This window comes from Pseudomonas sp. PAGU 2196 (genome assembly GCF_022179005.1).
GTDB classification, from domain to species: domain Bacteria; phylum Pseudomonadota; class Gammaproteobacteria; order Pseudomonadales; family Pseudomonadaceae; genus Aquipseudomonas; species Aquipseudomonas kermanshahensis.
In genome coordinates this window covers 69,814-90,127 of the sequence record NZ_BNTL01000026.1, presented here as the reverse complement: position 1 = coordinate 90,127, position 20,314 = coordinate 69,814, and the positions used below count along the sequence as shown (strand labels likewise).

The 20,314-nt window shown below is 62.7% G+C and carries 21 protein-coding genes; 10 read left to right on the top strand and 11 right to left on the bottom strand.

What is annotated here, in order from left to right:
* Positions 1 to 140 precede the first annotated feature (140 nt).
* Positions 141 to 1,139: an FAD:protein FMN transferase gene (locus MFF34_RS21285; protein ID WP_238216313.1), complete on the top strand. Its 999-nt coding sequence runs from the start codon at positions 141 to 143 to the stop codon at positions 1,137 to 1,139.
* 201 nt (positions 1,140 to 1,340) lie between these two features.
* On the top strand, positions 1,341 to 2,735 hold the full coding sequence (gene sthA, locus MFF34_RS21280; RefSeq protein WP_027596615.1) for a Si-specific NAD(P)(+) transhydrogenase: 1,395 nt from the start codon (positions 1,341 to 1,343) through the stop codon (positions 2,733 to 2,735).
* 48 nt (positions 2,736 to 2,783) lie between these two features.
* Here sthA and MFF34_RS21275 read toward each other — a convergent pair whose 3' ends face one another.
* Together MFF34_RS21275 and MFF34_RS21270 are read right to left on the bottom strand one after the other, a co-directional pair.
* On the bottom strand, positions 2,784 to 3,500 hold the full coding sequence (locus MFF34_RS21275; protein WP_027596614.1) for a glycerophosphodiester phosphodiesterase: 717 nt from the start codon (positions 3,498 to 3,500) through the stop codon (positions 2,784 to 2,786).
* Positions 3,501 to 3,530: 30 nt separating this feature from the next.
* Positions 3,531 to 4,115, bottom strand: a complete 585-nt coding sequence (locus MFF34_RS21270; RefSeq protein ID WP_238216311.1) for a PilZ domain-containing protein — start codon at positions 4,113 to 4,115, stop codon at positions 3,531 to 3,533.
* 93 nt (positions 4,116 to 4,208) lie between these two features.
* Here MFF34_RS21270 and MFF34_RS21265 point away from each other — a divergent pair, with 93 nt between their 5' ends.
* From MFF34_RS21265 to MFF34_RS21255, 3 genes are read left to right on the top strand one after another with little or no spacing between them, the layout of a single operon-like run.
* On the top strand, positions 4,209 to 5,459 hold the full coding sequence (locus tag MFF34_RS21265) for a lipoprotein-releasing ABC transporter permease subunit (RefSeq protein WP_027596612.1): 1,251 nt from the start codon (positions 4,209 to 4,211) through the stop codon (positions 5,457 to 5,459).
* Between the two features lie 7 nt (positions 5,460 to 5,466).
* On the top strand, positions 5,467 to 6,150 hold the full coding sequence (lolD, locus tag MFF34_RS21260; protein WP_172960376.1) for a lipoprotein-releasing ABC transporter ATP-binding protein LolD: 684 nt from the start codon (positions 5,467 to 5,469) through the stop codon (positions 6,148 to 6,150).
* Between the two features lie 56 nt (positions 6,151 to 6,206).
* Positions 6,207 to 7,448: a lipoprotein-releasing ABC transporter permease subunit gene (locus MFF34_RS21255; RefSeq protein ID WP_027596610.1), complete on the top strand. Its 1,242-nt coding sequence runs from the start codon at positions 6,207 to 6,209 to the stop codon at positions 7,446 to 7,448.
* Between the two features lie 35 nt (positions 7,449 to 7,483).
* On the opposite strand, the gene MFF34_RS21250 is transcribed toward MFF34_RS21255, so the two are convergent.
* Together MFF34_RS21250 and cinR are read right to left on the bottom strand one after the other, a co-directional pair.
* On the bottom strand, positions 7,484 to 8,836 hold the full coding sequence (locus tag MFF34_RS21250) for a heavy metal sensor histidine kinase (protein WP_238216309.1): 1,353 nt from the start codon (positions 8,834 to 8,836) through the stop codon (positions 7,484 to 7,486).
* On the bottom strand, positions 8,833 to 9,513 hold the full coding sequence (cinR, locus tag MFF34_RS21245; RefSeq protein ID WP_238216307.1) for a two-component system response regulator CinR: 681 nt from the start codon (positions 9,511 to 9,513) through the stop codon (positions 8,833 to 8,835). Before cinR ends, MFF34_RS21250 begins: the two co-directional genes overlap by 4 nt.
* Before the next feature lie 162 nt (positions 9,514 to 9,675).
* Here cinR and MFF34_RS21240 point away from each other — a divergent pair, with 162 nt between their 5' ends.
* The gene (locus MFF34_RS21240; protein ID WP_238216305.1) at positions 9,676 to 10,197 is read left to right on the top strand and encodes a plastocyanin/azurin family copper-binding protein; all 522 of its coding nucleotides are present in this window, start codon (positions 9,676 to 9,678) and stop codon (positions 10,195 to 10,197) included.
* Between the two features lie 67 nt (positions 10,198 to 10,264).
* A complete protein-coding gene (gene queF / locus MFF34_RS21235) occupies positions 10,265 to 11,095 on the top strand; it encodes an NADPH-dependent 7-cyano-7-deazaguanine reductase QueF (RefSeq protein ID WP_099430028.1) in 831 nt (276 codons plus the stop codon).
* 137 nt (positions 11,096 to 11,232) lie between these two features.
* Here queF and MFF34_RS21230 read toward each other — a convergent pair whose 3' ends face one another.
* Positions 11,233 to 11,496: a DUF4404 family protein gene (locus MFF34_RS21230; protein WP_238216303.1), complete on the bottom strand. Its 264-nt coding sequence runs from the start codon at positions 11,494 to 11,496 to the stop codon at positions 11,233 to 11,235.
* A 122-nt stretch (positions 11,497 to 11,618) separates the two neighbouring features.
* Complete coding sequence (locus tag MFF34_RS21225; protein ID WP_238216301.1) at positions 11,619 to 12,182, bottom strand: phosphonoacetaldehyde phosphonohydrolase-related protein; 564 nt, start codon at positions 12,180 to 12,182, stop codon at positions 11,619 to 11,621.
* A gap of 191 nt (positions 12,183 to 12,373) precedes the next feature.
* Between MFF34_RS21225 and MFF34_RS21220 the strand changes: the two genes are divergently transcribed.
* Complete coding sequence (locus MFF34_RS21220) at positions 12,374 to 13,081, top strand: VacJ family lipoprotein (protein WP_238216299.1); 708 nt, start codon at positions 12,374 to 12,376, stop codon at positions 13,079 to 13,081.
* Between the two features lie 43 nt (positions 13,082 to 13,124).
* Here MFF34_RS21220 and MFF34_RS21215 read toward each other — a convergent pair whose 3' ends face one another.
* Positions 13,125 to 13,424, bottom strand: coding sequence for a PilZ domain-containing protein (locus MFF34_RS21215; RefSeq protein ID WP_238216297.1), 300 nt, complete (start codon positions 13,422 to 13,424; stop codon positions 13,125 to 13,127).
* A gap of 270 nt (positions 13,425 to 13,694) precedes the next feature.
* Here MFF34_RS21215 and rssB point away from each other — a divergent pair, with 270 nt between their 5' ends.
* Positions 13,695 to 14,879: a two-component system response regulator RssB gene (gene rssB / locus MFF34_RS21210; RefSeq protein WP_027596602.1), complete on the top strand. Its 1,185-nt coding sequence runs from the start codon at positions 13,695 to 13,697 to the stop codon at positions 14,877 to 14,879.
* Positions 14,876 to 15,358 (top strand): anti-sigma factor antagonist RssC, encoded by a 483-nt coding sequence (rssC, locus tag MFF34_RS21205; protein ID WP_027596601.1) that lies wholly within the window; start codon positions 14,876 to 14,878, stop codon positions 15,356 to 15,358. The genes rssB and rssC overlap by 4 nt, the downstream gene beginning before the upstream one ends.
* A gap of 118 nt (positions 15,359 to 15,476) precedes the next feature.
* Here the strand turns inward: rssC and MFF34_RS21200 are convergent, their stop codons facing one another.
* The 4 genes from MFF34_RS21200 to dusA form a co-directional block, all read right to left on the bottom strand.
* The gene (locus MFF34_RS21200) at positions 15,477 to 17,342 is read right to left on the bottom strand and encodes an alkaline phosphatase D family protein (protein WP_238216295.1); all 1,866 of its coding nucleotides are present in this window, start codon (positions 17,340 to 17,342) and stop codon (positions 15,477 to 15,479) included.
* Between the two features lie 179 nt (positions 17,343 to 17,521).
* Complete coding sequence (gene tal / locus MFF34_RS21195; protein ID WP_238216294.1) at positions 17,522 to 18,448, bottom strand: transaldolase; 927 nt, start codon at positions 18,446 to 18,448, stop codon at positions 17,522 to 17,524.
* Positions 18,449 to 18,675: 227 nt separating this feature from the next.
* Positions 18,676 to 18,936 carry a hypothetical protein gene (locus MFF34_RS21190; RefSeq protein WP_186682232.1) on the bottom strand — a complete coding sequence of 87 codons (261 nt, stop codon included), beginning with the start codon at positions 18,934 to 18,936 and terminating at the stop codon, positions 18,676 to 18,678.
* Positions 18,937 to 18,961: 25 nt separating this feature from the next.
* Positions 18,962 to 19,972 (bottom strand): tRNA dihydrouridine(20/20a) synthase DusA, encoded by a 1,011-nt coding sequence (gene dusA, locus MFF34_RS21185; RefSeq protein ID WP_238216292.1) that lies wholly within the window; start codon positions 19,970 to 19,972, stop codon positions 18,962 to 18,964.
* Positions 19,973 to 20,314 lie beyond the last annotated feature (342 nt).

The following is a 20,314-nucleotide window of genomic DNA, read 5'->3' as shown; positions in this document are numbered from 1 at the left end:
GCCTGTATGTTGGCTTTACTGGCCTCTTCGCGGTTTCACCCGCTTCCGGAGGCCAGCCTGACCCCTTCTGCGCGCTTCGTCGGCCTGCGCAGATGTGTTTAACCGCGAAGAGGCCAGTATCGGCGACCGAGAGTCCGAATTTGCGCACAGCCCTCCTGTTCATCCTGATGCTCCTCACCGCCTGCAACCAGGGCCCGACCCTTGAGCGCCTGGGCGGCCCGACCATGGGCAGCAGCTACAGCATCCAGTACGTCCGCGCCCCCGGTGGCCCGGCCCCAGCCCAGGTACAGGCAGCCGTCGAAACCATCCTCCAGGACATCGACCAGCACTATTCCACCTACCGCAGCGATTCCACTGTCAGCCAGTTCAACCAGCTGCCGGCCAATCAATGCCTGGCTTTGCCATCAGACATGTTCGACCTGGTCCGCTTCGGCCAGCAGTTGGCGGCGCAAAGTGCCGGCGCCTTCGACCTCACTGTCGAGCCGCTACTCGACCTCTGGGGCTTCGGCCCTCAGGCCCGCCACGAGCAGGTGCCCGACCCGCGAGCCCTGGCCCAGGCGCGCCTGCGCGTGGGCTACCAGCACCTGCGCATCGAAGGCCAAGCGTTGTGCAAGGATGCCCCGGTAGAGCTGGATTTCAACAGCATCGCCGCCGGCCACGCGGTTGACCTGATCGCCCAGCGCCTGCAGGCCATGGGCATCAGCAGTTTCATCGCCGAAGCCACCGGCGAGCTTAAGGCGGTTGGCCGCAAACCCAATGGCAGCCCGTGGCGCATCGCCCTCGAGCTGCCCCGTGAAGACCGCCAGATCGCCCGCCAAGTCATCCCGGTGGATGGCCTTTCGGTATCGACCTCGGGTGACTATCGCCACTATTTCGAGCAGAATGGCCGGCGCTATTCGCACACCTTCGATGCCCGTCTCGGGCGCCCGGTCGCGCACGACCTGGCTGCGGCCACTGTGCTCGACGCTTCGGCGCTGAAGGCTGACGGGTTCTCGACCCTGCTGCTGATTCTCGGCCCCGAGCGCGGCTGGGATTTCGCCGTCAGCCACAACCTTGCCGCCGTATTGGTGACTCGGGCGGAGGGTGGCTTCGTCTCCCGAGCGACCCCAGCGTTTGCGCGGGCAATGAAAGGCGAGTGAAAGCGCAAGGATGGATGATCGCCAGGGAATCGGTGAACCACATGTAGTGCAGGCAAAATTGGCCTACGACGCGACCAAGGGTTAATGTGCGCGGCGTTCACGCTTGATTAGACTGCAACCGAATTTTCTCATGGCGCCCCGGCGACATGATCGCGCCCCGCGAGCCACCGTGACTCGCGGGCCAGTTCTGAAGGAGTACGCATGGCTGTCTACAACTACGACGTAGTGGTGCTGGGTTCCGGCCCGGCCGGAGAAGGCGCGGCAATGAACGCCGCCAAAGCAGGGCGCAAGGTGGCGATGGTCGACAGCCGTCGCCAGGTCGGCGGCAACTGCACCCACTTGGGCACCATCCCGTCCAAGGCACTGCGTCACTCGGTGCGGCAGATCATGCAGTTCAACACCAACCCGATGTTCCGCGCCATTGGCGAGCCGCGCTGGTTCTCCTTCCCGGACGTGCTCAAGAGCGCCGAAAAGGTCATTGCCAAGCAGGTCGCTTCGCGCACCGGCTACTACGCCCGCAACCGTGTCGACCTGTTCTTCGGCACCGGCAGCTTCGCCGACGAGCAGACCATCGAAGTGGTCTGCCCCAACGGTGTGGTCGAAAAGCTCAACGCCAAGCAGATCATCATCGCCACCGGCTCGCGCCCGTATCGCCCGGCCGATATCGACTTCCACCACCCGCGCGTCTATGACAGCGACACCATCCTCAGCCTCAGCCACACCCCGCGCAAACTGATCGTTTACGGCGCCGGCGTGATCGGTTGCGAATACGCATCGATCTTCAGCGGCCTGGGTGTGCTGGTCGAACTGGTCGACAACCGTGGCCAGTTGCTGAGCTTCCTGGATTCGGAAATTTCCCAGGCGCTGAGCTACCACTTCAGCAACAACAACATCACCGTGCGCCACAACGAGGAGTACGACCGGGTCGAAGGCTTGGACAACGGTGTGATCCTGCACCTGAAGTCGGGCAAGAAGATCAAGGCCGACGCCTTGCTGTGGTGCAACGGCCGTACCGGCAACACCGACAAGCTGGGCCTGGAAAACATCGGCATCAAGGTCAACAGCCGCGGCCAGATCGAGGTCGACGAGGCCTACCGCACCACCGTGTCGAACATCTACGGTGCCGGTGACGTGATCGGTTGGCCGAGCCTGGCCAGTGCCGCCCATGACCAGGGCCGTTCGGCAGCGGGCAGCATCGTCGACAACGGCAGCTGGCGCTTCGTCAATGACGTGCCGACTGGTATCTACACCATTCCGGAGATCAGCTCGATCGGCAAGAACGAGCAGGAACTGACCCAGGCCAAAGTGCCGTACGAAGTGGGCAAGGCCTTCTTCAAGGGCATGGCCCGCGCGCAGATCGCCGGCGAGCCACAGGGCATGCTGAAGATCCTGTTCCACCGCGAAACCCTGGAAATCCTCGGCGTGCATTGCTTCGGCTACCAGGCTTCGGAAATCGTCCACATCGGCCAGGCAATCATGAACCAGCCGGGCGAGCTGAATAACCTGAAGTACTTCGTCAACACCACGTTCAACTACCCGACCATGGCCGAAGCCTATCGGGTAGCTGCCTACGACGGCCTGAACCGGCTTTTTTAAGCGGCTCCGACCGGTGGCCTGAGCCGGTCGGGGATACCGATTTCAGCCCTACCCGAGGGTGGTCTTGGCCAAACCGGGAAAGTCTGTAATCAGGCTGTCCACGCCAAAATCAGCGAGCCGGCGCATCAGTGCCGGTTCGTTGACTGTCCACACCGACACATGCAACCCCTGGCCCTGGGCTTTGAGCAGGCGCTCTGGGGTGCACAGTGTCCAGTTCAAGGCCAGCAACTCGCAGCCGTAGTTTTGCGCGACCTTCAGTGGGTCGAGCCAGGCGTATTCGGCCACCAGCCCGCGAGACACGTCCGGTACCAGCTCTTGTGCGGCGCCCAGCACGTCGCGTGAGCTCGAGGTGATGGTGACCTTGTCCAGCAGGCCGTATTGCTGGGCCAGTTCACGAATGGCCAGCACCGTGGTGGCGGCGCGGGTGCGCGAGGCACTCTTGACCTCCAGCTGCCAATGCTCGAAGGCGCATTTTTCGAAGAGTTCTTCCAGTTTTGGGATAGGGCAGGGCTGCACATGGCCCGGGCCGCCTTTGCGTGCGTCGTAGGTGACCAGGTCGGCTGCCGGGTGCTCGACCACCTTGCCGCGTCGGCCGGTGGTGCGCTTGAGCGTCGAGTCGTGGATCACCATCAGTTCGTTGTCGGCCGACAGGTGCAGGTCCAGTTCACAGCGATTGACGCCGTGGGACAGGCACTGGCGGAAGCTGTTCAGGGTATTCTCGGGCGCTTCGCCCTTGGCGCCGCGATGGCCGTAGATCAGGGTCACGTTCGTTCCTTCAATTCAAGGGGAAGAGGCTCAGGAGGCAGGGTCATTCTGCTCCAGCTGCTGGCGCCGTTGTTGTTGCTGGCGCTGCAGGATGTATCGGGCCAGCAGTTGGCGCTGGGCGTCGGTCATGTCGATGAATTCGGTGCCGACCTCAAAGCCGCCGTCAGGGCGTGGGTCGCAGTGGGTGACCTTGCCGCGCAGCAGCAGGCCGTGGGCGCGGGGCATCAGCACCATCTTCACCTTCACGCGGGTGTCGGGGGCGATGGCCTGGGCTTGGGTGTACTCGATGCCGCCTTCGGAGATGACCACTGCCTGCGGCTGGCCGACCTCACCGATGAGGGTTTGCGCGACCACGGCGCTGAGCAGGTCGAGGCGTTTGCTTTGTGCGCGCAAAAACGCCGCCAGGGTGCGGTCCTTGTCACTCAGCTGGCGCAGCAGGTGCTGGGCTTCGAAGTCGGACAGGTGCAGCTCGCTGAGCAGGTTGAACAGCGGCGAATCATCCTGCAACACTTCTGGGTCAAGGGCTTCAGCCGCGCTCAAGGGGTTGATTTGAAGTGCGATCCGATCTGCGATGCGGTAGTATTCGCGGCGATCTTCTTCGTCTAATGTCGTCATGGCGAACCCATGGTAGCGGCGGTGGTCCGAGTGTAAAGCCGCCGTAAGCGCCCCGCCACAAGGACGTTCCCTTTCATCCGAACAAGCCCCGACATGTTCAGACCTCTTTTCGCATTCATCGGCACGCGTTATACCCGTGCCAAACGTCGCAATCACTTCGTCTCGTTCATTTCCCTGACCTCGATGATCGGCCTCGCCCTGGGCGTGGTGGTCATGATCGTGGTGCTCTCGGTCATGAACGGTTTCGACCACGAGATGCGTACCCGCGTGCTCGGCATGATTCCCCATGCCACGCTCGAGAGCGGCCAGCCGCTTGACGACTGGCCTGCGCTTGCCCAACAAGTAAAGCAGAATCCGCAGGTGGTGGCGGTAGCGCCCTTCACCCAGATGCAGGGCCTGCTGACCCATGAAGGCAAGGTGCAGAAGGTGCTGCTCAATGGCATCGACCCGGCCCGCGAGCGCGAGGTGTCGATCATCGACAACTTCGTCCAGCAAGGCCGTCTCGACCAGCTGGCACCGGGCGAGTGGGGCATCATGATCGGCGACAAGGCCGCCGCCAAGCTGGGTGTGGCCATCGGCGACAAGCTGACCTTCGTCGCCCCCGAGGTCAGCGTGACCCCGGCCGGCATGTTCCCGCGCATGAAGCGCTTTACCGTGGTCGGTACCTTCCACGTGGGCGCCGGCGAAATCGACGGTTACCTGGGCCTGACTAACATCAGCGACCTGTCCCGCCTGCACCGCTGGAAACCGAACCAGGTGCAAGGCCTGCGGCTGAAGTTCGACGACCTGTTCCAGGCGCCGCGCGTGGCCTGGTCTATCGCCCAACAGCTGGGCGAGCAGGAGTTCTACAGCCGTGACTGGACCCGCACCCATGGCAACCTTTACCAGGCGATCCGCATGGAAAAGGCCATGATCGGCCTGCTGTTGCTGCTGATCGTGGCGGTGGCGGCGTTCAACATCATTTCCACCCTGGTGATGGTGGTCAACGACAAGCGCGGCGACATCGCGATCCTGCGCACCCTCGGCGCCACGCCTGGGCAGATCATGGCCATCTTCATGGTGCAGGGTACGGTGATCGGGGTGATTGGCACCTTGATCGGCGCTGGCGTCGGCATTCTTGCCGCGCTCAACGTGAGTGCGGCGATTGCCGGCATCGAGAAGCTGATCGGGCACAAGTTCCTCAACGCCGATGTGTATTTCATTGATTACCTGCCGTCGCAGATCATGGCCAATGACGTGTACATGGTCTGTGCCGCGGCACTGGTCCTGAGTTTCTTCGCCACCCTGTACCCGGCCTGGCGTGCGGCCCGCACCCAGCCTGCAGAGGCGCTACGTTATGAGTGAGTCGCGCATGAGTGATAAAGCCGTTCTGAGTTGCCGCAACCTGGGCAAGTCCTACGACGAGGGCCCGGAGTCGGTGCAGGTGCTGTCTGGCTTGCAGCTGGAGCTGCACCCGGGTGAACGCGTGGCCATCGTCGGCAGCTCGGGCTCTGGCAAGAGCACCTTGCTCAACCTGCTTGGCGGCCTCGACACGCCTACCCAGGGCAGTGTCTGGCTGGCGGGCGAGGAGCTGTCGGCCCTGGGTGAGCGCGCGCGTGGCCTGTTGCGCAACCGGGCACTGGGCTTCGTTTACCAGTTCCACCACCTGCTGCCTGAGTTCACCGCCATGGAGAACGTGTGCATGCCGCTGTTGATCGGCCGCACCGCCATCCCCGAGGCGCGTGAGCGCGCCGAGGCCCTGCTCAAGCGCGTCGGCCTTGGCCACCGCCTGCACCACAAGCCTGCCGAGTTGTCCGGCGGTGAGCGCCAGCGTGTGGCGATCGCCCGCGCCTTGGTCAACCGCCCGGGCCTGGTGATGCTCGACGAACCCACCGGTAACCTCGACCACCACACCGCCCAGGGCATCCAGGAACTGATGCAGGAGCTGTCCAGCGCTTCGCGTACCGCGTTCCTGGTGGTGACCCACGACCTCAACCTGGCGCGCCAGATGGACCGTGTATTGAAACTCGACGACGGTCACCTGGTGGCGATCTGAGCCGCTTGCACGGGGTGGCCTGAGCCGCCCCGCAACTCTTTCATTGGGTGTTTTACATGTTCAGACCCTTGCCCTTGTTCATTGGTGCTCGCTACACCCGTGCCAAGCGCCGCAACCATTTCATCTCGTTCATCTCGATGACCTCGATGATCGGCCTGTCGCTGGGCGTGCTGGCGATGATCGTGGTGCTGTCGGTAATGAACGGCTTCCAGCGCGAGATGAGCTCGCGCATCCTCGGCCTGGTGCCCCATGCCAGTATCCTTGGCGTGCAGCCGCTGGATGACTGGCGCACCGTCGCCGATGCCGCGCTGAAGGACCCGGCGGTGATGGCCGCGGCGCCAATCACCGAAATGGAAGGCATGCTCTCTTACAAGGGCGCGATGCAGCCGATCCAGGTCAGCGGCATCGACCCGGCAGAGGAAGGCAAGGTTTCCATTGTCGGCCAGCATATTGTCCAGGGCCGCCTGCAGGACCTGAAGCCAGGTGAGTTTGGCGTGGTGCTCGGTGAGCTGAGCGCACGGCGTTTTCGCTTGAACACGGGCGACAAGCTGACCCTGATCGTGCCGGAAATCAGCAAGGCGCCGGGTGGTATCACCCCGCGCATGCAGCGCCTGACCGTGGTCGGTATTTTCAAGGTCGGTGCAGAGCTGGATGGCTCGCAGGCGTACATTCACGTCGCCGATGCGGGCGAAATGCAGCGTTGGGCGCCGGGCCAGGTACAAGGCGTGCGGCTCAAGCTGCATGACCTGTATGCGGCGCCGCAGGTGTCCAAAGCCATCGCGGCGGGCCTGGGCGATGCCTACCGTGCCGATGACTGGTCGCACACCCAGGGCAGCCTGTTCAGCGCCATGAAGATGGAAAAGACCATGATCGGCCTGCTGCTGATGATGATCATCGCAGTGGCGGCGTTCAACATCATTGCCACGCTGGTGATGGTGGTGAACGACAAAGGGCCGGATATCGCCATCCTGCGCACCCTGGGTGCCACGCCTGCGCAGATCATGGGTACGTTCATGGTCCAGGGCAGCTTGATCGGTATTGTCGGGACCTTGATCGGCGGTGTGCTGGGGGTGATTGCCGCGTTCAATGTCAGCCAGATCGTTGGCTGGCTGGAGCGGGTCAGCGGCCAGCATATCTTCACCTCGGACGTGTACTTCATCAGCAGCCTGCCGTCGGAACTGCAGTGGGGCGATGTGGTGATCATCTGTGCGGCGGGGTTGGTGATGAGCTTCTTGGCGACCATTTACCCGGCGTATCGGGCATCCCAGGTGCAGCCGGCGATTGGCCTTGCGGTTTGAAGCGCTGATCCGCGTTCATTGTAGGAGCTGCGGCTCTATTGATTGCCAGGTAACTCGATCACAAACCGCGTCCAGCCACCCTCGCACTCTGCCCGAATACTCCCACCATGCGCCTGCACGATCGACCGGGTAATCGCCAGCCCTAACCCGGCGTGCTCCGTGCTGCCTTCGCGCCGCGCCGGGTCCACCCGGTAGAACCGGTCAAACAAGCGGGGCAATGCAGCCGGTGCGATTGCCGCCCCGGTATTGGCCACGCAAACCCGTAACCCAGGCTCCAGCGTCACGCGTATCTGCCCACCGGGTGGGGTGAAGCGCAAGGCATTGTCGAGCAGGTTCGACAATGCGCGGCGCAGCATGGGGCGGTCCCCCTGCAACAGCAGCTGGCCTTGGCGCAGTAGCGTCACGTCGCGGTCCTCGGCCAGCGGCGCGTAGTACTCCAGCAATGCATCTACATCCTCATGCAGCGCCAGCGTGGCTTGCCCAGGCACCAGCAGGCCATGGTCGGCCTTGGCCAGGTACAGCATGTCGTTGATCATCTGCGCCATCCACTGCAGCTCCTCCAGGTTGCCATGCAAGGCCTCGCGGTATTCCTCAAGGCTGCGCGGGCGGGTGAGGGTGACCTGGGTGTGGGTCAGCAGGTTGGACAGTGGTGTGCGCAGTTCGTGGGCGATGTCGGCGGAGAATGCCGACAGGCGCTGGAAGGCATCGTCCAGGCGCTGCAGCATGGCGTTCACGGTGGTGGCCAGTTCGGCCAGCTCTTCCGGCATCTGCGCGACCGGCAGGCGGGTGGTCAGCGAGCGGGCCGACACGCTGGCCGCAACCTGGCCCATCTGCCGCAGCGGCCTCAGCCCCCGGCGTACGGCCCAGGCACCGAGCAGGGCGGTGGCCAGGGCCGAGAGGCCGACGGTTAGCCAGATCAGGCGCTGCATGCCCTGCAGGAAGTGCTGATGGTGGGTGATGTCGAGGTACAGGGTCAGCTGCGCAGACTGCGGGTCGGCCGGGTTCAGGGGCATGGCCAGGCTGCGGTAGTCGGCGCCGTCGGTGTGCAGAGTGGCAAGCCCAGAGGGTGGCGTGGTGTTGGGCAATTGCGTGCGGCTGTCGAACCACGGCCTACCGTCATGGCCGCTGATGCGCAGGGCCAAGTCGGCCTGGTGGCTGAGTTCATCGCGCAGGGCGGGGAGGCGGGCGCCCAGTTCGGCGGGCACGACGACGCCGGCCAGCTGCGTGCGAAACAGCGACAGGCGAGATTCCAGCAACTGTTGGTCGAGTTCGATGAAGTGCTGCTCGCTGGCACGGCTGAACAGCACGCCAGCCCCCAACGAAACGGCAGCGGTGCAGGCCGCGAACAGCAGCGCCAGGCGGCTGCCGAGGGAAAGTCGGCGCATCAATCTTGACGCTCTTCCAGCACATAGCCCATGCCCCGTACGGTGTGGATCAGCTTGCTGGTGTGCGGGTCGTCGATTTTCAGGCGCAGGCGGCGGATGGCCACTTCGATGACGTTGGTGTCACTGTCGAAATTCATGTCCCAGACCTGCGAGGCAATCAGCGATTTGGGCAGCACCTCGCCCTGGCGCCGCAGCAGTAATTCGAGCAGGGCGAACTCTTTGGCGGTCAGGTCGATGCGCTGGCCGGCGCGCTCGGCGCGGCGGCGGATCAGGTCCAGGCGCAGGTCGGCCAGGCTCAAGGTGGTGTCCTGGCTCGGGCTGGCACCACGGCGCAGCAGGCTGCGTACGCGGGCCAGCAGTTCGGAAAAGGCGAATGGTTTGACCAGGTAATCGTCGGCGCCCAGCTCCAGGCCGTGCACACGGTCTTCTACCGCATCGCGGGCGGTCAGGAACAGCACGGGGGTGTCCAGGCCGGCCTGGCGCACTGCGTGCAAAATCTGCCAGCCATCGCGGCCTGGCAGCATCACGTCGAGGATCAGCAAGTCATGGTCGCCGGTCAGTGCCAGGTGTTGGCCAGTTTCGCCATCGGCTGCCAGTTCGGTGGCGAAGCCTGCCTCGCTGAGGCCCTGGCTCAAGTACTGGCCGGTGCGGGCCTGGTCTTCAACGATCAACAGTTTCATGCAGTGTCCACAGTTCTGGAAGGGTGCGCGGCGGCTACCGGAAATGATACGTGACGATGTCGGCGCTCGCCCAAACTGACAAAGTTGTAATCTTCCCGTCAGGTAGCCGCCAGCCCCGCCTGCTTAAGGTGCTCTCATCACGTTGTGTATTTTGGAGTCATCATGAAACGCCTGTTCATCGCCGCCGCCCTTGGCGTGGTAAGCCTGCCCACGTTTGCGGGCAGTGCTGACAGTTTCGCCTTTGGCGAGCCTGCCCCGGCTGGCAAGGCCACCCGTACGGTCGAGGTGGTGCTCAAGGACATTGCCTTCGAACCGAAAAGCCTGGAGGTCAAGGCGGGCGAGACGGTGCGCTTCGTGTTGATCAATGAGGGCAAGTTGCCCCACGAATTCAACCTGGGCGACAAGGCCATGCATGCCGAGCACCAGAAAGAAATGATTGCGATGCAAGGCAAGTTGTTCACCGCAGGCATGAACCATGAAGGTATGAATCATGAAGGCATGGACCACGGCCAGATGAACCACGGCGAAGGCCACGGTCACGGCGGGGGCAACACCGTGCTGGTGCCGCCTGGCCAGCGTGCCGAACTGACGTGGACGTTCCGTAAGTCGGCACCCATCGAGTTTGCCTGCAACGTACCTGGGCATTACCAGGCGGGGATGGTCGGGCCATTGACCATCGAGTGACATCAGGCCCAAGGCGGGGCGCAAAAACGGTAGACTAGGGGCATTTCGAACCTTCAGGTCAGTTTCCATGCATCCCGCCGCCGAACACTCCCCGCTGGGCAAGTCCAGCGAATACATCGCTACCTACTCCCCTGAGCTGCTGTTCCCGATCCCGCGTACCGCCAAGTGGGCCGAGTTGGGCGTTACTGCCCAGACCCTGCCGTGGCAGGGCGTGGATTATTGGAACTGCTTCGAGCTGTCGTGGCTGCTGCCGTCGGGCAAGCCGGTGGTGGCGATCGGCGAGTTCGCCATTCCTGCAGACTCGCCGAATATCATCGAGTCCAAGTCGTTCAAGTTGTACCTGAACTCGCTGAACCAAACTGTTTTTGCCTCGATTGGCGAGCTGCAGGCCTGCCTGGAGAAGGACTTGTCTGCGGCGGCTGGCAAGCCGGTCGGCGTCAAGGTTCGCACGCTGGCCGAGGTGGAGGCTCAGGGTGTTGTGGCATTGCCGGGGCAGTGCATCGATGCGCTGGATGTGGCCATCAGCAACTATGAGCAGCCGCAGCCGGAGTTGTTGCGTTGCGATGCGCAGCGTGTGGTTGAAGAGACCCTGCACAGCCATTTGCTCAAGTCCAACTGCCCCGTCACCGGCCAGCCGGATTGGGGCAGTGTGGTGGTCGAGTACAAGGGCAGGGCGCTGGACCCTGCCAGCCTGCTGACTTACCTGATCAGCTTCCGGCAGCATGCCGACTTCCATGAGCAGTGCGTGGAGCGGATTTACCTGGACTTGAAGAACCTGCTGCAGCCGGAGCACTTGACGGTGTATGCGCGGTATGTGCGCCGGGGTGGGCTGGATATCAACCCGTACCGCAGCATGGGGGCGATCAGTCCGGTGAATGGGCGGCTGGTTCGGCAGTAAAATTACCGCCATTGGGGCCGCTTCGCGCCCCATTCGCGGGCAAGCCCGCTCCCACAGGTTTTAGCGCAGTCCTTAGACCGCGCTGTCCTGTAGGAGCGGGCTTGCCCGCGAAAGGGGTGCGAAGCGCCCCCAGCTATTCAGATACCCATGCTGTGCAATGAGTTGAAAATATTGCGCAGGGTAGCGGCTAAGTCCGGGTGGTCGAGCTCAAAACGATCGATCGCCAGATTGACCCCGTCTACCAGATTGTTGTCAGGCGTGGCTTCCTCAAGCTTCAGTTGCGCTTCGATCTGGCGCGCTTCTTCGTGCATTTCGGCCAGCTCCTCTTCCGAAAGCGGCACGTTACGGTCCAGTTGCTCGCGCAAGCTGTTCAGTCGCTCTTGCAATTCGCGGGCAGGCATTGGCTTTTCTCCATCAATGGCTTGGCAAGCCATGGACCTCAGCGAAGCGGCAAAGGTTCTGGCCTGCTTTCAATGTAATCCACTCGCAGCCGCTTTGCATGATCCGCGTCAAAGGTGCTGTATCAGGGTTTTTCGCCTTTGCGCCGACGCTGGGCGATGTCCTGCAGGCAGGTGTCGAGGGCTTCGAGGTGATCGATCACCGAGTGCACGCCCAGGCTGAACAGCGCGAGGGTGGCCTTGCCACGGGCCAGGTCTTGTTCCTGTTGGCTCATGGCTTGCCAATGCCGGGAGCTGAGGTCGCAGTACGGGCTGCAGGCCGCCAGGCCCACGGTCCACAAGCCGGCGTTCAGGCCCGATTGCAGCAGCGCAGGGTCACCGCTGACCAGTACGCAGCCATCCAGGCGCGCGCTGTCCAGTGCCATCAGCGCCTGCCAGCAGGCGTTTGGCGCGGGCCAGCGCACGCCGTTGACCGCGTGCCCCGGCAGCCAGTCGGGCAGCACAGTGGCCAGGCGTTTGCCTTGTGTGGCAGTCAGGTCGTCCAGCCAGATGCAGGGCACTTGGCGCTGTCGCAGGCTGGTGAGCGTTGCCAGGGCGCCGGGCGCGGGCAGGGGGTTGCCGTTAGCACCCTGGACCAGGCAGCCACGCAGGCCAAACAGCACAGCAGTGAAGGCGGACGCATCGTGCATGGCAACTTCCCTGAAATAGTCCGCAGGCTAGGCCGCTATTGTTACCAGCCGATGACGAGGCAACATACGTTCACAAAATCTTGAGCAAAAATGTGTAATGCTGGTGATCAGCCCGCAAGCCCTTATACTTGCGCCTTATCAGCAGCACGCCCGGTGCGGCTGCGGCCAAGAAATTCGATGGAGAGACATCTATGCGTAGGATCGGTGCCGGTGTGATCGAACGAGTCACCCTGGCCTGTGTCTGCGCCAGCTTGTTGCTGGCGCCCGTGGCGGCCACCCAAGCGGCCACCGAGGAAGACCCTTGGGAGGCGGTCAACCGCCCGATCTTCAGGTTCAACGATACGGTCGACACCTATGCCCTCAAGCCATTGGCCAAGGGCTACCAGGCAGTGACGCCGCAGTTCCTCGAAGATGGCATCCATAACATCTTCCGCAACCTGGGCGATGTCACCAACCTGGCCAACGATATTCTGCAGCTCAAACCGCATGCGGCGGGTGTGGACACGGCGCGGCTGATCGTCAACACCACCTTCGGCCTTGGTGGCTTCTTCGACGTCGGCACCAAGATGGGCCTGCAGCGCAACGACGAAGATTTCGGCCAGACCTTGGGTTACTGGGGCGTGGGCAGCGGCCCTTACGTGGTCATCCCGTTGCTGGGCCCAAGCACCGTGCGTGACGGCCTGGCCAAGTACCCGGACAGCTACACCGAACCCTACCGCTACATCAACCACGTACCGACGCGTAACACGAGCCTCGCGGTTGACGTCGTCGATACCCGTGCCAGCCTGTTGTCGGCTGAGAAGCTGATGCAGGGTGACAAGTACATCTTCATTCGCAACGCCTACCTGCAGAACCGCGAGTTCAAGGTAAAGGACGGCGAAGTCGAAGATGATTTCTGATTGTTTCTGATTTAAGCCACGGGGCTGCCAAGCAGCCCCAGCGTCAGTGCATCGCCAGGATGCGCAGGCCGAATTTCTGCTGCCCGTCGGGCTGGTCGGCGATCCACACCACCTCGGTGCTGGCATGCAGGCCTTTCAGCGCCTTGTGATCGGAATCGATCCTCACCTCAAGCGTATCCCCTACCTGAAAGCGCTGCGGCGCCTGCACTTGCATGCCCCCGCTGGACAGGTCCAGGCACACCGCTGCAATCACCTGGTCTTGGTGCAACAGGCTGATGTCGGTGTCAATGCGCATGCGGATGAAATCGCGTTTTTCGCTGTGGCTGGAGGGTGTCTGGTGCATGCTGCATCCTTCCCTTTAGGTTGCGCGGGTCGGCTTTCTTATAACTCTCGGTGATTTGCCCTGTAAAGAGCATCGAGCTCGACCCTTGCACGCTTGAAACGCCTGGCGGATGGGAGTACCGTCTGCGCCTTACAGGGTACCTCTGACAGTTGCCGGGCGGGTCTTCTTGTCCTACAACTCAAGTAGAGTGTTACCACAGAGTATTCCCGTAGCTGGCCGTCAGCCTTGCCGACACCGCTGCACCAACCTAAATCGGCGCCGTTCGCCCACATGCAGAAAACCAGTGCAACGCTGCTGATCATCGATGACGACGACGTGGTCCGTGCGAGCCTCGCCGCCTATCTTGAAGACAGTGGTTTCAGCGTCCTCCAGGCCGGTAATGGCCAGCAGGGGCTTCAGGTCTTCGAAGAACACCAGCCCGACCTCGTGATCTGCGATCTGCGCATGCCGCAGATGGGCGGGCTCGAACTGATCCGCCAGATCAGCGAGCGCGCGCCGCAGCTGCCGGTGATCGTGGTGTCGGGTGCCGGCGTGATGAGCGATGCGGTCGAGGCCTTGCGCCTGGGCGCAGCCGACTACCTGATCAAGCCGCTGGAAGACCTTGCCGTGCTCGAGCACTCGGTGCGCCGAGCCCTCGACCGTTCGCGACTGGTGCTGGAAAACCAGCGCTACCGCGACAAGCTCGAAGCCGCCAACCGCGAACTGGAGGCCAGCCTGCACCTGTTGCAGGAAGACCAGACCGCCGGCCGGCAGGTGCAGATGAACATGCTCCCGGAAAGCCCCTGGGTGGCCGGCGAGTTTGCCTTCGAGCACCAGATCATCCCGTCGCTGTACCTGTCGGGTGATTTTGCCGACTACTTCCGCGTGGATGATCGGCGCATTGCCTTCTACCTCGCCGATGTCTCCGGGCACGGCGCCTCGTCGGCATTCGTCACGGTGTTGCTGAAGTTCATGACCACGCGCCTGTTGTTCGAATTCAAGCGCGGGAGCAAGATGCGTGAGTTCAAGCCCTCGCAAGTGCTCAGCCACATCAACCGCGGGCTGATCAACTGCAAGTTGGGCAAGCATGTGACCATGGTGGGCGGCGTGATCGACGAAGACACCGGGCTGTTGACCTATGCCGTGGGCGGCCACCTGCCGCTGCCGGTGCTGTATACCCCGGGCAATACCCGCTACCTGGAAGGCCGCGGCCTGCCGGTGGGGTTGTTCGACGAGGCCAGTTACCAGGACCTGGTGGTGGAGCTGCCGCCAGTGTTCAGCCTCAGCTTGATGTCCGATGGCATTCTGGACCTTTTGCCAGGTGACACGCTCAAAGATAAAGAAGCCGCCTTGCCAGAAATCGTCAAGGCAGCGGGTGGCAGCCTGGATGGGCTGCGGCAACGATTTGGATTGGCTACGCTTGGGGAGATGCCGGATGATATCGCCCTATTGGTGTTGAGCAGGAACCTTCAATGAGTACCGGTAGAATTCAGTTCGCCGAGCAAAGCGGTACCTTTGTACTGAAATTCGTCGGTGAAGTGCGCCTGACCCTGTGTTCGGCGCTGGATGCGACGATCGAGAAGATTTTCACCGCGCTGAACTTCTCGGCCATCGTCATCGATTTGACTGAAACCGAGAGCATCGACAGCACCACCTTGGGCCTGCTGGCCAAGCTGTCGATCCTGTCGCGCCAGAAAGTGGGGCTGCTGCCGACCGTGGTCACCACCAACCCGGACATTTCCCGGTTGTTGCAGTCCATGGGCTTCGATCAGGTGTTCAACATCGTCGATCGCCCGATACCGTGCCCAGAGTGCCTGACCGACTTGCCGTCGCAGGACCAGAACGAAGAAGTGGTGCGCTCCAAGGTGCTGGAGGCCCACAAGATTCTCATGGGGCTCAATGACTCCAACCGCGAAGCGTTTCATGACCTGGTGAATGCGCTGGAGCGGTCCTGATTTATTGCCTGTAGCGGCCTCTTCGCGGGGCAAGCCCGCTCCCACAGGCTCTTCGCTAAATCTCAACTGTGGGAGCGGGCTTGCCCCGCGAAGAGGCCGCTACAGGCTAAAAACTCCCTCATCCCGGCCCAACAAACTCGGTAACATCCCGCCCACCGGCATCCAGCTGAAACACCCGTGCCGGCCGCCCCTGCTCATCAAAAAACACCTGCCCCAACCCCGCACCATTCCACAACCGCTCACCCGCCTTGCTACCGCTGGGCGTACGCGGCACCACTTCCATCTCCCGCCGCTTGGTAAACCAGTTCAGCGGCGAGCGCGGTGAATACAGCCAGCGGTTAAGCCGGTCGAGTACATCCAACAAGCGCCTGGGAAATTCGTTCTTGATCCCGCTGCTGGTGATCTGCCACAAGTGCGGGCTGCGTTGGCGGTGTCGAATCAGCACTTCATAGACGAACGAATAGTGCACATCCCCTGAGAGCACCACGTAATGCCCGGGCGTGCGCGAGTGGCGGAAGATATTCAGAATCACCTGTGCCGCGCCCCGGTGGGCCATCCAGTTCTCGGCATCCACCAGCAACGGGTAGCCCATCCAGCTGAATACCTTTTGCACGGTTTCTATCAGCTTTACCCCGAAGATCGGTGCCGGCGACACGATAATCGCTGAAGGATGATCGAGCAGTGCCTGCTGCAATTCGCTCAGCGCCTCCCAGTCGAGCAGGCCCGAAGGCTTGGCCAAGCTGGTTTCGCTGCGCCAACGCCGGGTGCGGGTGTCGAGCACCAGCAAGGGTGGGTTGCTGGGCAGGCTGAACTGCCAGCCTTGGAAGCGCAGCAGCTCGCCGATCAGTTCATCCTGTGCCTGGCTGGCCAGTGGCGCACCCGTCAGCGCCTGGCAGCGTTCGACCAGCGGCCCGCAGCCATCCGGGTCGTTGCCCCAGGCCTGGCACAGCAGGTAGCCCAGCAGCGCATTGCCGATGATCCGCCGCGAGAACGGGTGGCCATAGGCAGTTTCTTCCCACTGGGCCGAGAGGTTCCAGTCGTCGGTGATGTCGTGGTCGTCGAAGATCATCAGGCACGGCAGGTGTGCCATCACCCGCGCCACCTGGCCGAGGTTTTTAGCGAAGGCCTCGATCAGTGGCACCTCCTGCCGATAACGCGCCTGGCGTTCATCGGTGAGGCCTGCAGGCATGTCCAGGTTGACCAGCCGCCAGGGTTCGGGTGACCACACCAGCAGGTACATGGCCATGACCTCGGCGAAGGTTACCAAGTGGTTGTCGGCGTTGCTGGACGAGAAGATCGGCTTGCGTTTACCCCCGAAAAAGCGCTCGCGCAGGCTGTCGTTACGTTCCTGCGCGGGCAGCAGGTCGGCGCGGTGGTAGTAACTGGCCGGGTGGCGATAGAGCGCCGCGCTGTCGGCGACGACTGCACCGTCCAGTTGTTCGTCGAACAGCCCCAGGCGTTCGATCAGCACGTGGATCGCGCGCAGCATGGGCCCGGCGACATCATCGGCATACACCTGGTCGCCGGTCATCAGCAGCACCGCGGGGCGTTGTTCGGGGTGTTGGCACTGTTGCAGCAAACGGTCGGCGCAGAGCAGGCCGTCGGCGGCGGGGTGGTGCGGCTTGCGGCAAGAACCGTGCAGCAAATGATCGAGGCGATCACGCAACACGAAGTGTGGGCGCGTTTCGCCGGGGTAGAGCATGTGGGGTGCCCAGTCTGCGATGCCCTGGCCATTGATGCGCAGGTCGTAGCCCAGCCTCTGGTTGCAGGGGAGCGGCTGGGCAACGTGGATGTCCAGCAAATGAATAAACGCGTGCTGGCCTATCGGGATCACCTGGCAAGTGACCTTGGCCGAGTGCTCTACGCCATCAAGGGCGAATTTAGGTTGCAAGGGTTGCGTTGCGACCAGCCAGATGGCCAGGCGGTGTGGCTCCAGGCGGCGCAGTACCGGGCCGGCGAGAACGAGGGGTAGGGAAGAGGTCATCAACAGCTCTGGTGGCTAGACAGCCCATTCACGCAGCACGGTACCGGTGGGAGCGGGCTTGCCCGCGAATAGGCCATCGAATTCAAAATACCTCAGAAGCCTGGCGCAGCTTAGCGCCAAACCAAAAACGGGCGGAAAATGCTGAACATTTCCCGCCCGTCAGGCAAACCCAAAATGTATCAGGCCTTTTCAGCCATCAACTTTTCCAGCTTCTCCTGATCCCGCGCGAACTGGCGAATACCCTCGGCCAGCTTCTCGGTGCCCATGGCATCTTCGTTCATCGCCCAGCGGAACTGGCTCTCGCTCAATACCTGCTTGGCCTCGCCCGTGTTGCCCGGCTTGAGCACGCGCGGCAGTTCGCCCTGGGCATCGCTCAACTGCTGCAGCAATTCGGGGCTGATGGTCAGGCGGTCGCAGCCTGCCAGTTGCTCGATTTGGCCGATGTTGCGGAAGCTGGCACCCATGACCACCGTGTTGTAGCCATTGGTCTTGTAGTAGTCGTAGATGCGCGTAACCGACTGTACGCCCGGGTCCTCGGCGCCGACGTACTCCTTGCCGGTGCTCTTCTTGTACCAGTCGTAGATACGGCCCACGAATGGCGAGATCAGAAACACCCCGGCATCGGCGCAGGCTTGGGCCTGGGCGAAGGAGAACAGCAGGGTCAGGTTGGTCTGGATGCCTTCCTTCTCCAGCTTCTCGGCGGCGCGGATGCCTTCCCAGGTCGAGGCGAGCTTGATCAGCACGCGGTCTTTGCCGACCCCGGCTTTATCGTACAGGGCGATCAACTGACGGGCTTTGGCCAGCAGGGCCGGCTCATCGAACGACAGGCGCGCATCCACTTCGGTGGAGATACGGCCAGGGATGACTTTGAGGATCCCGGAACCGACCGCGACCGCGAACTTGTCGCAGGCCAGGTCCACATCGCCCTTGGCATCACCCTTTACCTGCTTGAGCAGGTCGGCGTAGCCGGGGATGGCGGCGGCTTTGAGCAGCAGCGACGGGTTGGTGGTGGCATCGACCGGTTTCAGGCGGGTGATGGCGTCCAGGTCCCCGGTGTCGGCGACCACGGTGGTGAACTGCTTGAGTTGTTCCAGCTTGGAGGTCATGGGCGTGCTCTGTCCTGTGCAATGACTCGACATTACCCGAGCCCCGGCGGCCGCTCAAGGCCCGTCGAAGCCGCTCGGGCAAACCGCGTGTGGGCGCGGCCATGCGTCGCGAATGGGTTGCGCAGCAGCCCCAAGGTCTCAGCCCAGCTCAGCAGGCAAGCCCCTGAAGTTCTACGCAAGGTGATGATTCGATTCACCCACAGCCCCGAGGTTCCCAAGGCTGGCGACTACCTGCTTTTCAGGGCTTCGCCCAAGGTGCCCGATTGCCCTTCCTGGAGCCGTTGGCCGTCGGGCATGATGATTTCCAGCGTGGTCCCCGCAGGGCGAGGCGCCGGCTGTGCCGCACGCGCCTGCGCCTTTCTCGCTTCAACCCTGCGCTCGATCATCGTCGGGTATTGCGAGGCGACCGCCAGAATGATGCCCACCGGGGCAAAGATCGCCACTGCCACGCCCAAGCTGCCCTGCGAACGCGTGCGCCTTTTCTTCATTGCCAATCCATCCCTGGTTCATTCATCAATGACCCTGCATCAACTCCGCCGCCTGATCAAACACCACCAACGGCTCTGGTGCCTTGTGAATATCCGCCGACAACAGCTGCCGGAACCGCCGTGCCCCCTTGAAGCCCTGAGCCAGCCCCAGAATATGCCGGGTGACGTGATGCATGGCCCCACCGCTTTCGATGTGCGCCATGATATAAGGCCGCAACAACGCCAGCGCCTCACTGCGGCTGATCACCGGCGCCTCGCTGCCAAACAACTGCTGGTCCACCTCGGCCAGCAGGTAAGGGTTGTGATACGCCTCACGCCCCAGCATCACCCCATCGAACGTTTCAAGGTGCGCCTGGCATTCCGCCAGCGTCTTGATCCCGCCGTTAAGCACGATCTCAAGGTCCGGGAAGTCCGCTTTCAGCTGCGCCGCCACGTCGTAGCGCAAAGGTGGCACCTCACGGTTCTCCTTGGGCGACAGCCCTTCAAGAATCGCAATCCGCGCATGCACGGTAAAACTCCGGCACCCAGCCTCGCGCACCTGGCCGACGAAATCGCACAGCTCGGCATAGCTGTCACGGCCATTGATGCCGATACGGTGCTTCACCGTCACCGGCGTCGACACCGCATCGCGCATTGCCTTGACGCAATCAGCCACCAGCGCCGGGTGGGCCATCAGGCACGCACCGATCATGTTGTTCTGCACCCGGTCGCTCGGGCAGCCGACGTTAAGGTTGACCTCGTCGTAGCCCGCCTCCTCGGCCAGGCGCGCGCAGGCCGCCAGGTCGGCCGGCACGCTGCCGCCCAGTTGCAGGGCCAGCGGGTGCTCGGACACGTCGTGGCGCAGGAAACGGTGGGCGTCGTTGTGGAGTAGGGCGCCGGTGGTGACCATTTCGGTGTAGAGCAGGGTGTGCTTGGAGAGCAGGCGCAGGAAGAAGCGGCAGTGGCGGTCTGTCCAGTCCATCATCGGTGCAACGGAGAACCGGCGCGACGGCTCAGGCCTTGTCGCTACTGGGTTAGAGCCTGATTTTGCAGTCATTTCGTTCAACGTGTTTCGTACCGGATTCGGGGTTTTCAGGGCGGTTTCAGCAAGTGGTGGCTGCGATGTAGCAACCGGGCGGCAACGTGTAGCAAATTCCCGTGGCAGCCGCGCACGCAGAGGCGGATTGCTAAGCCCGCTACATCGGCCATGTTCGCGTGAGTGCGGAAGACGGCTAGTTTACCAAGAGAAATCGCGGCTCGTCCGGAAACAGGTCCTTCGAATGCTGTTGGCGCGACATTAGGCCTCTATAACCGAAGTCCCACAGGCTGCGCCCCTGCCCGATGCCGCTACCTTGTTGGCAGGCACAATTTCCGATACCGTCCCGCACCCGACCGACAC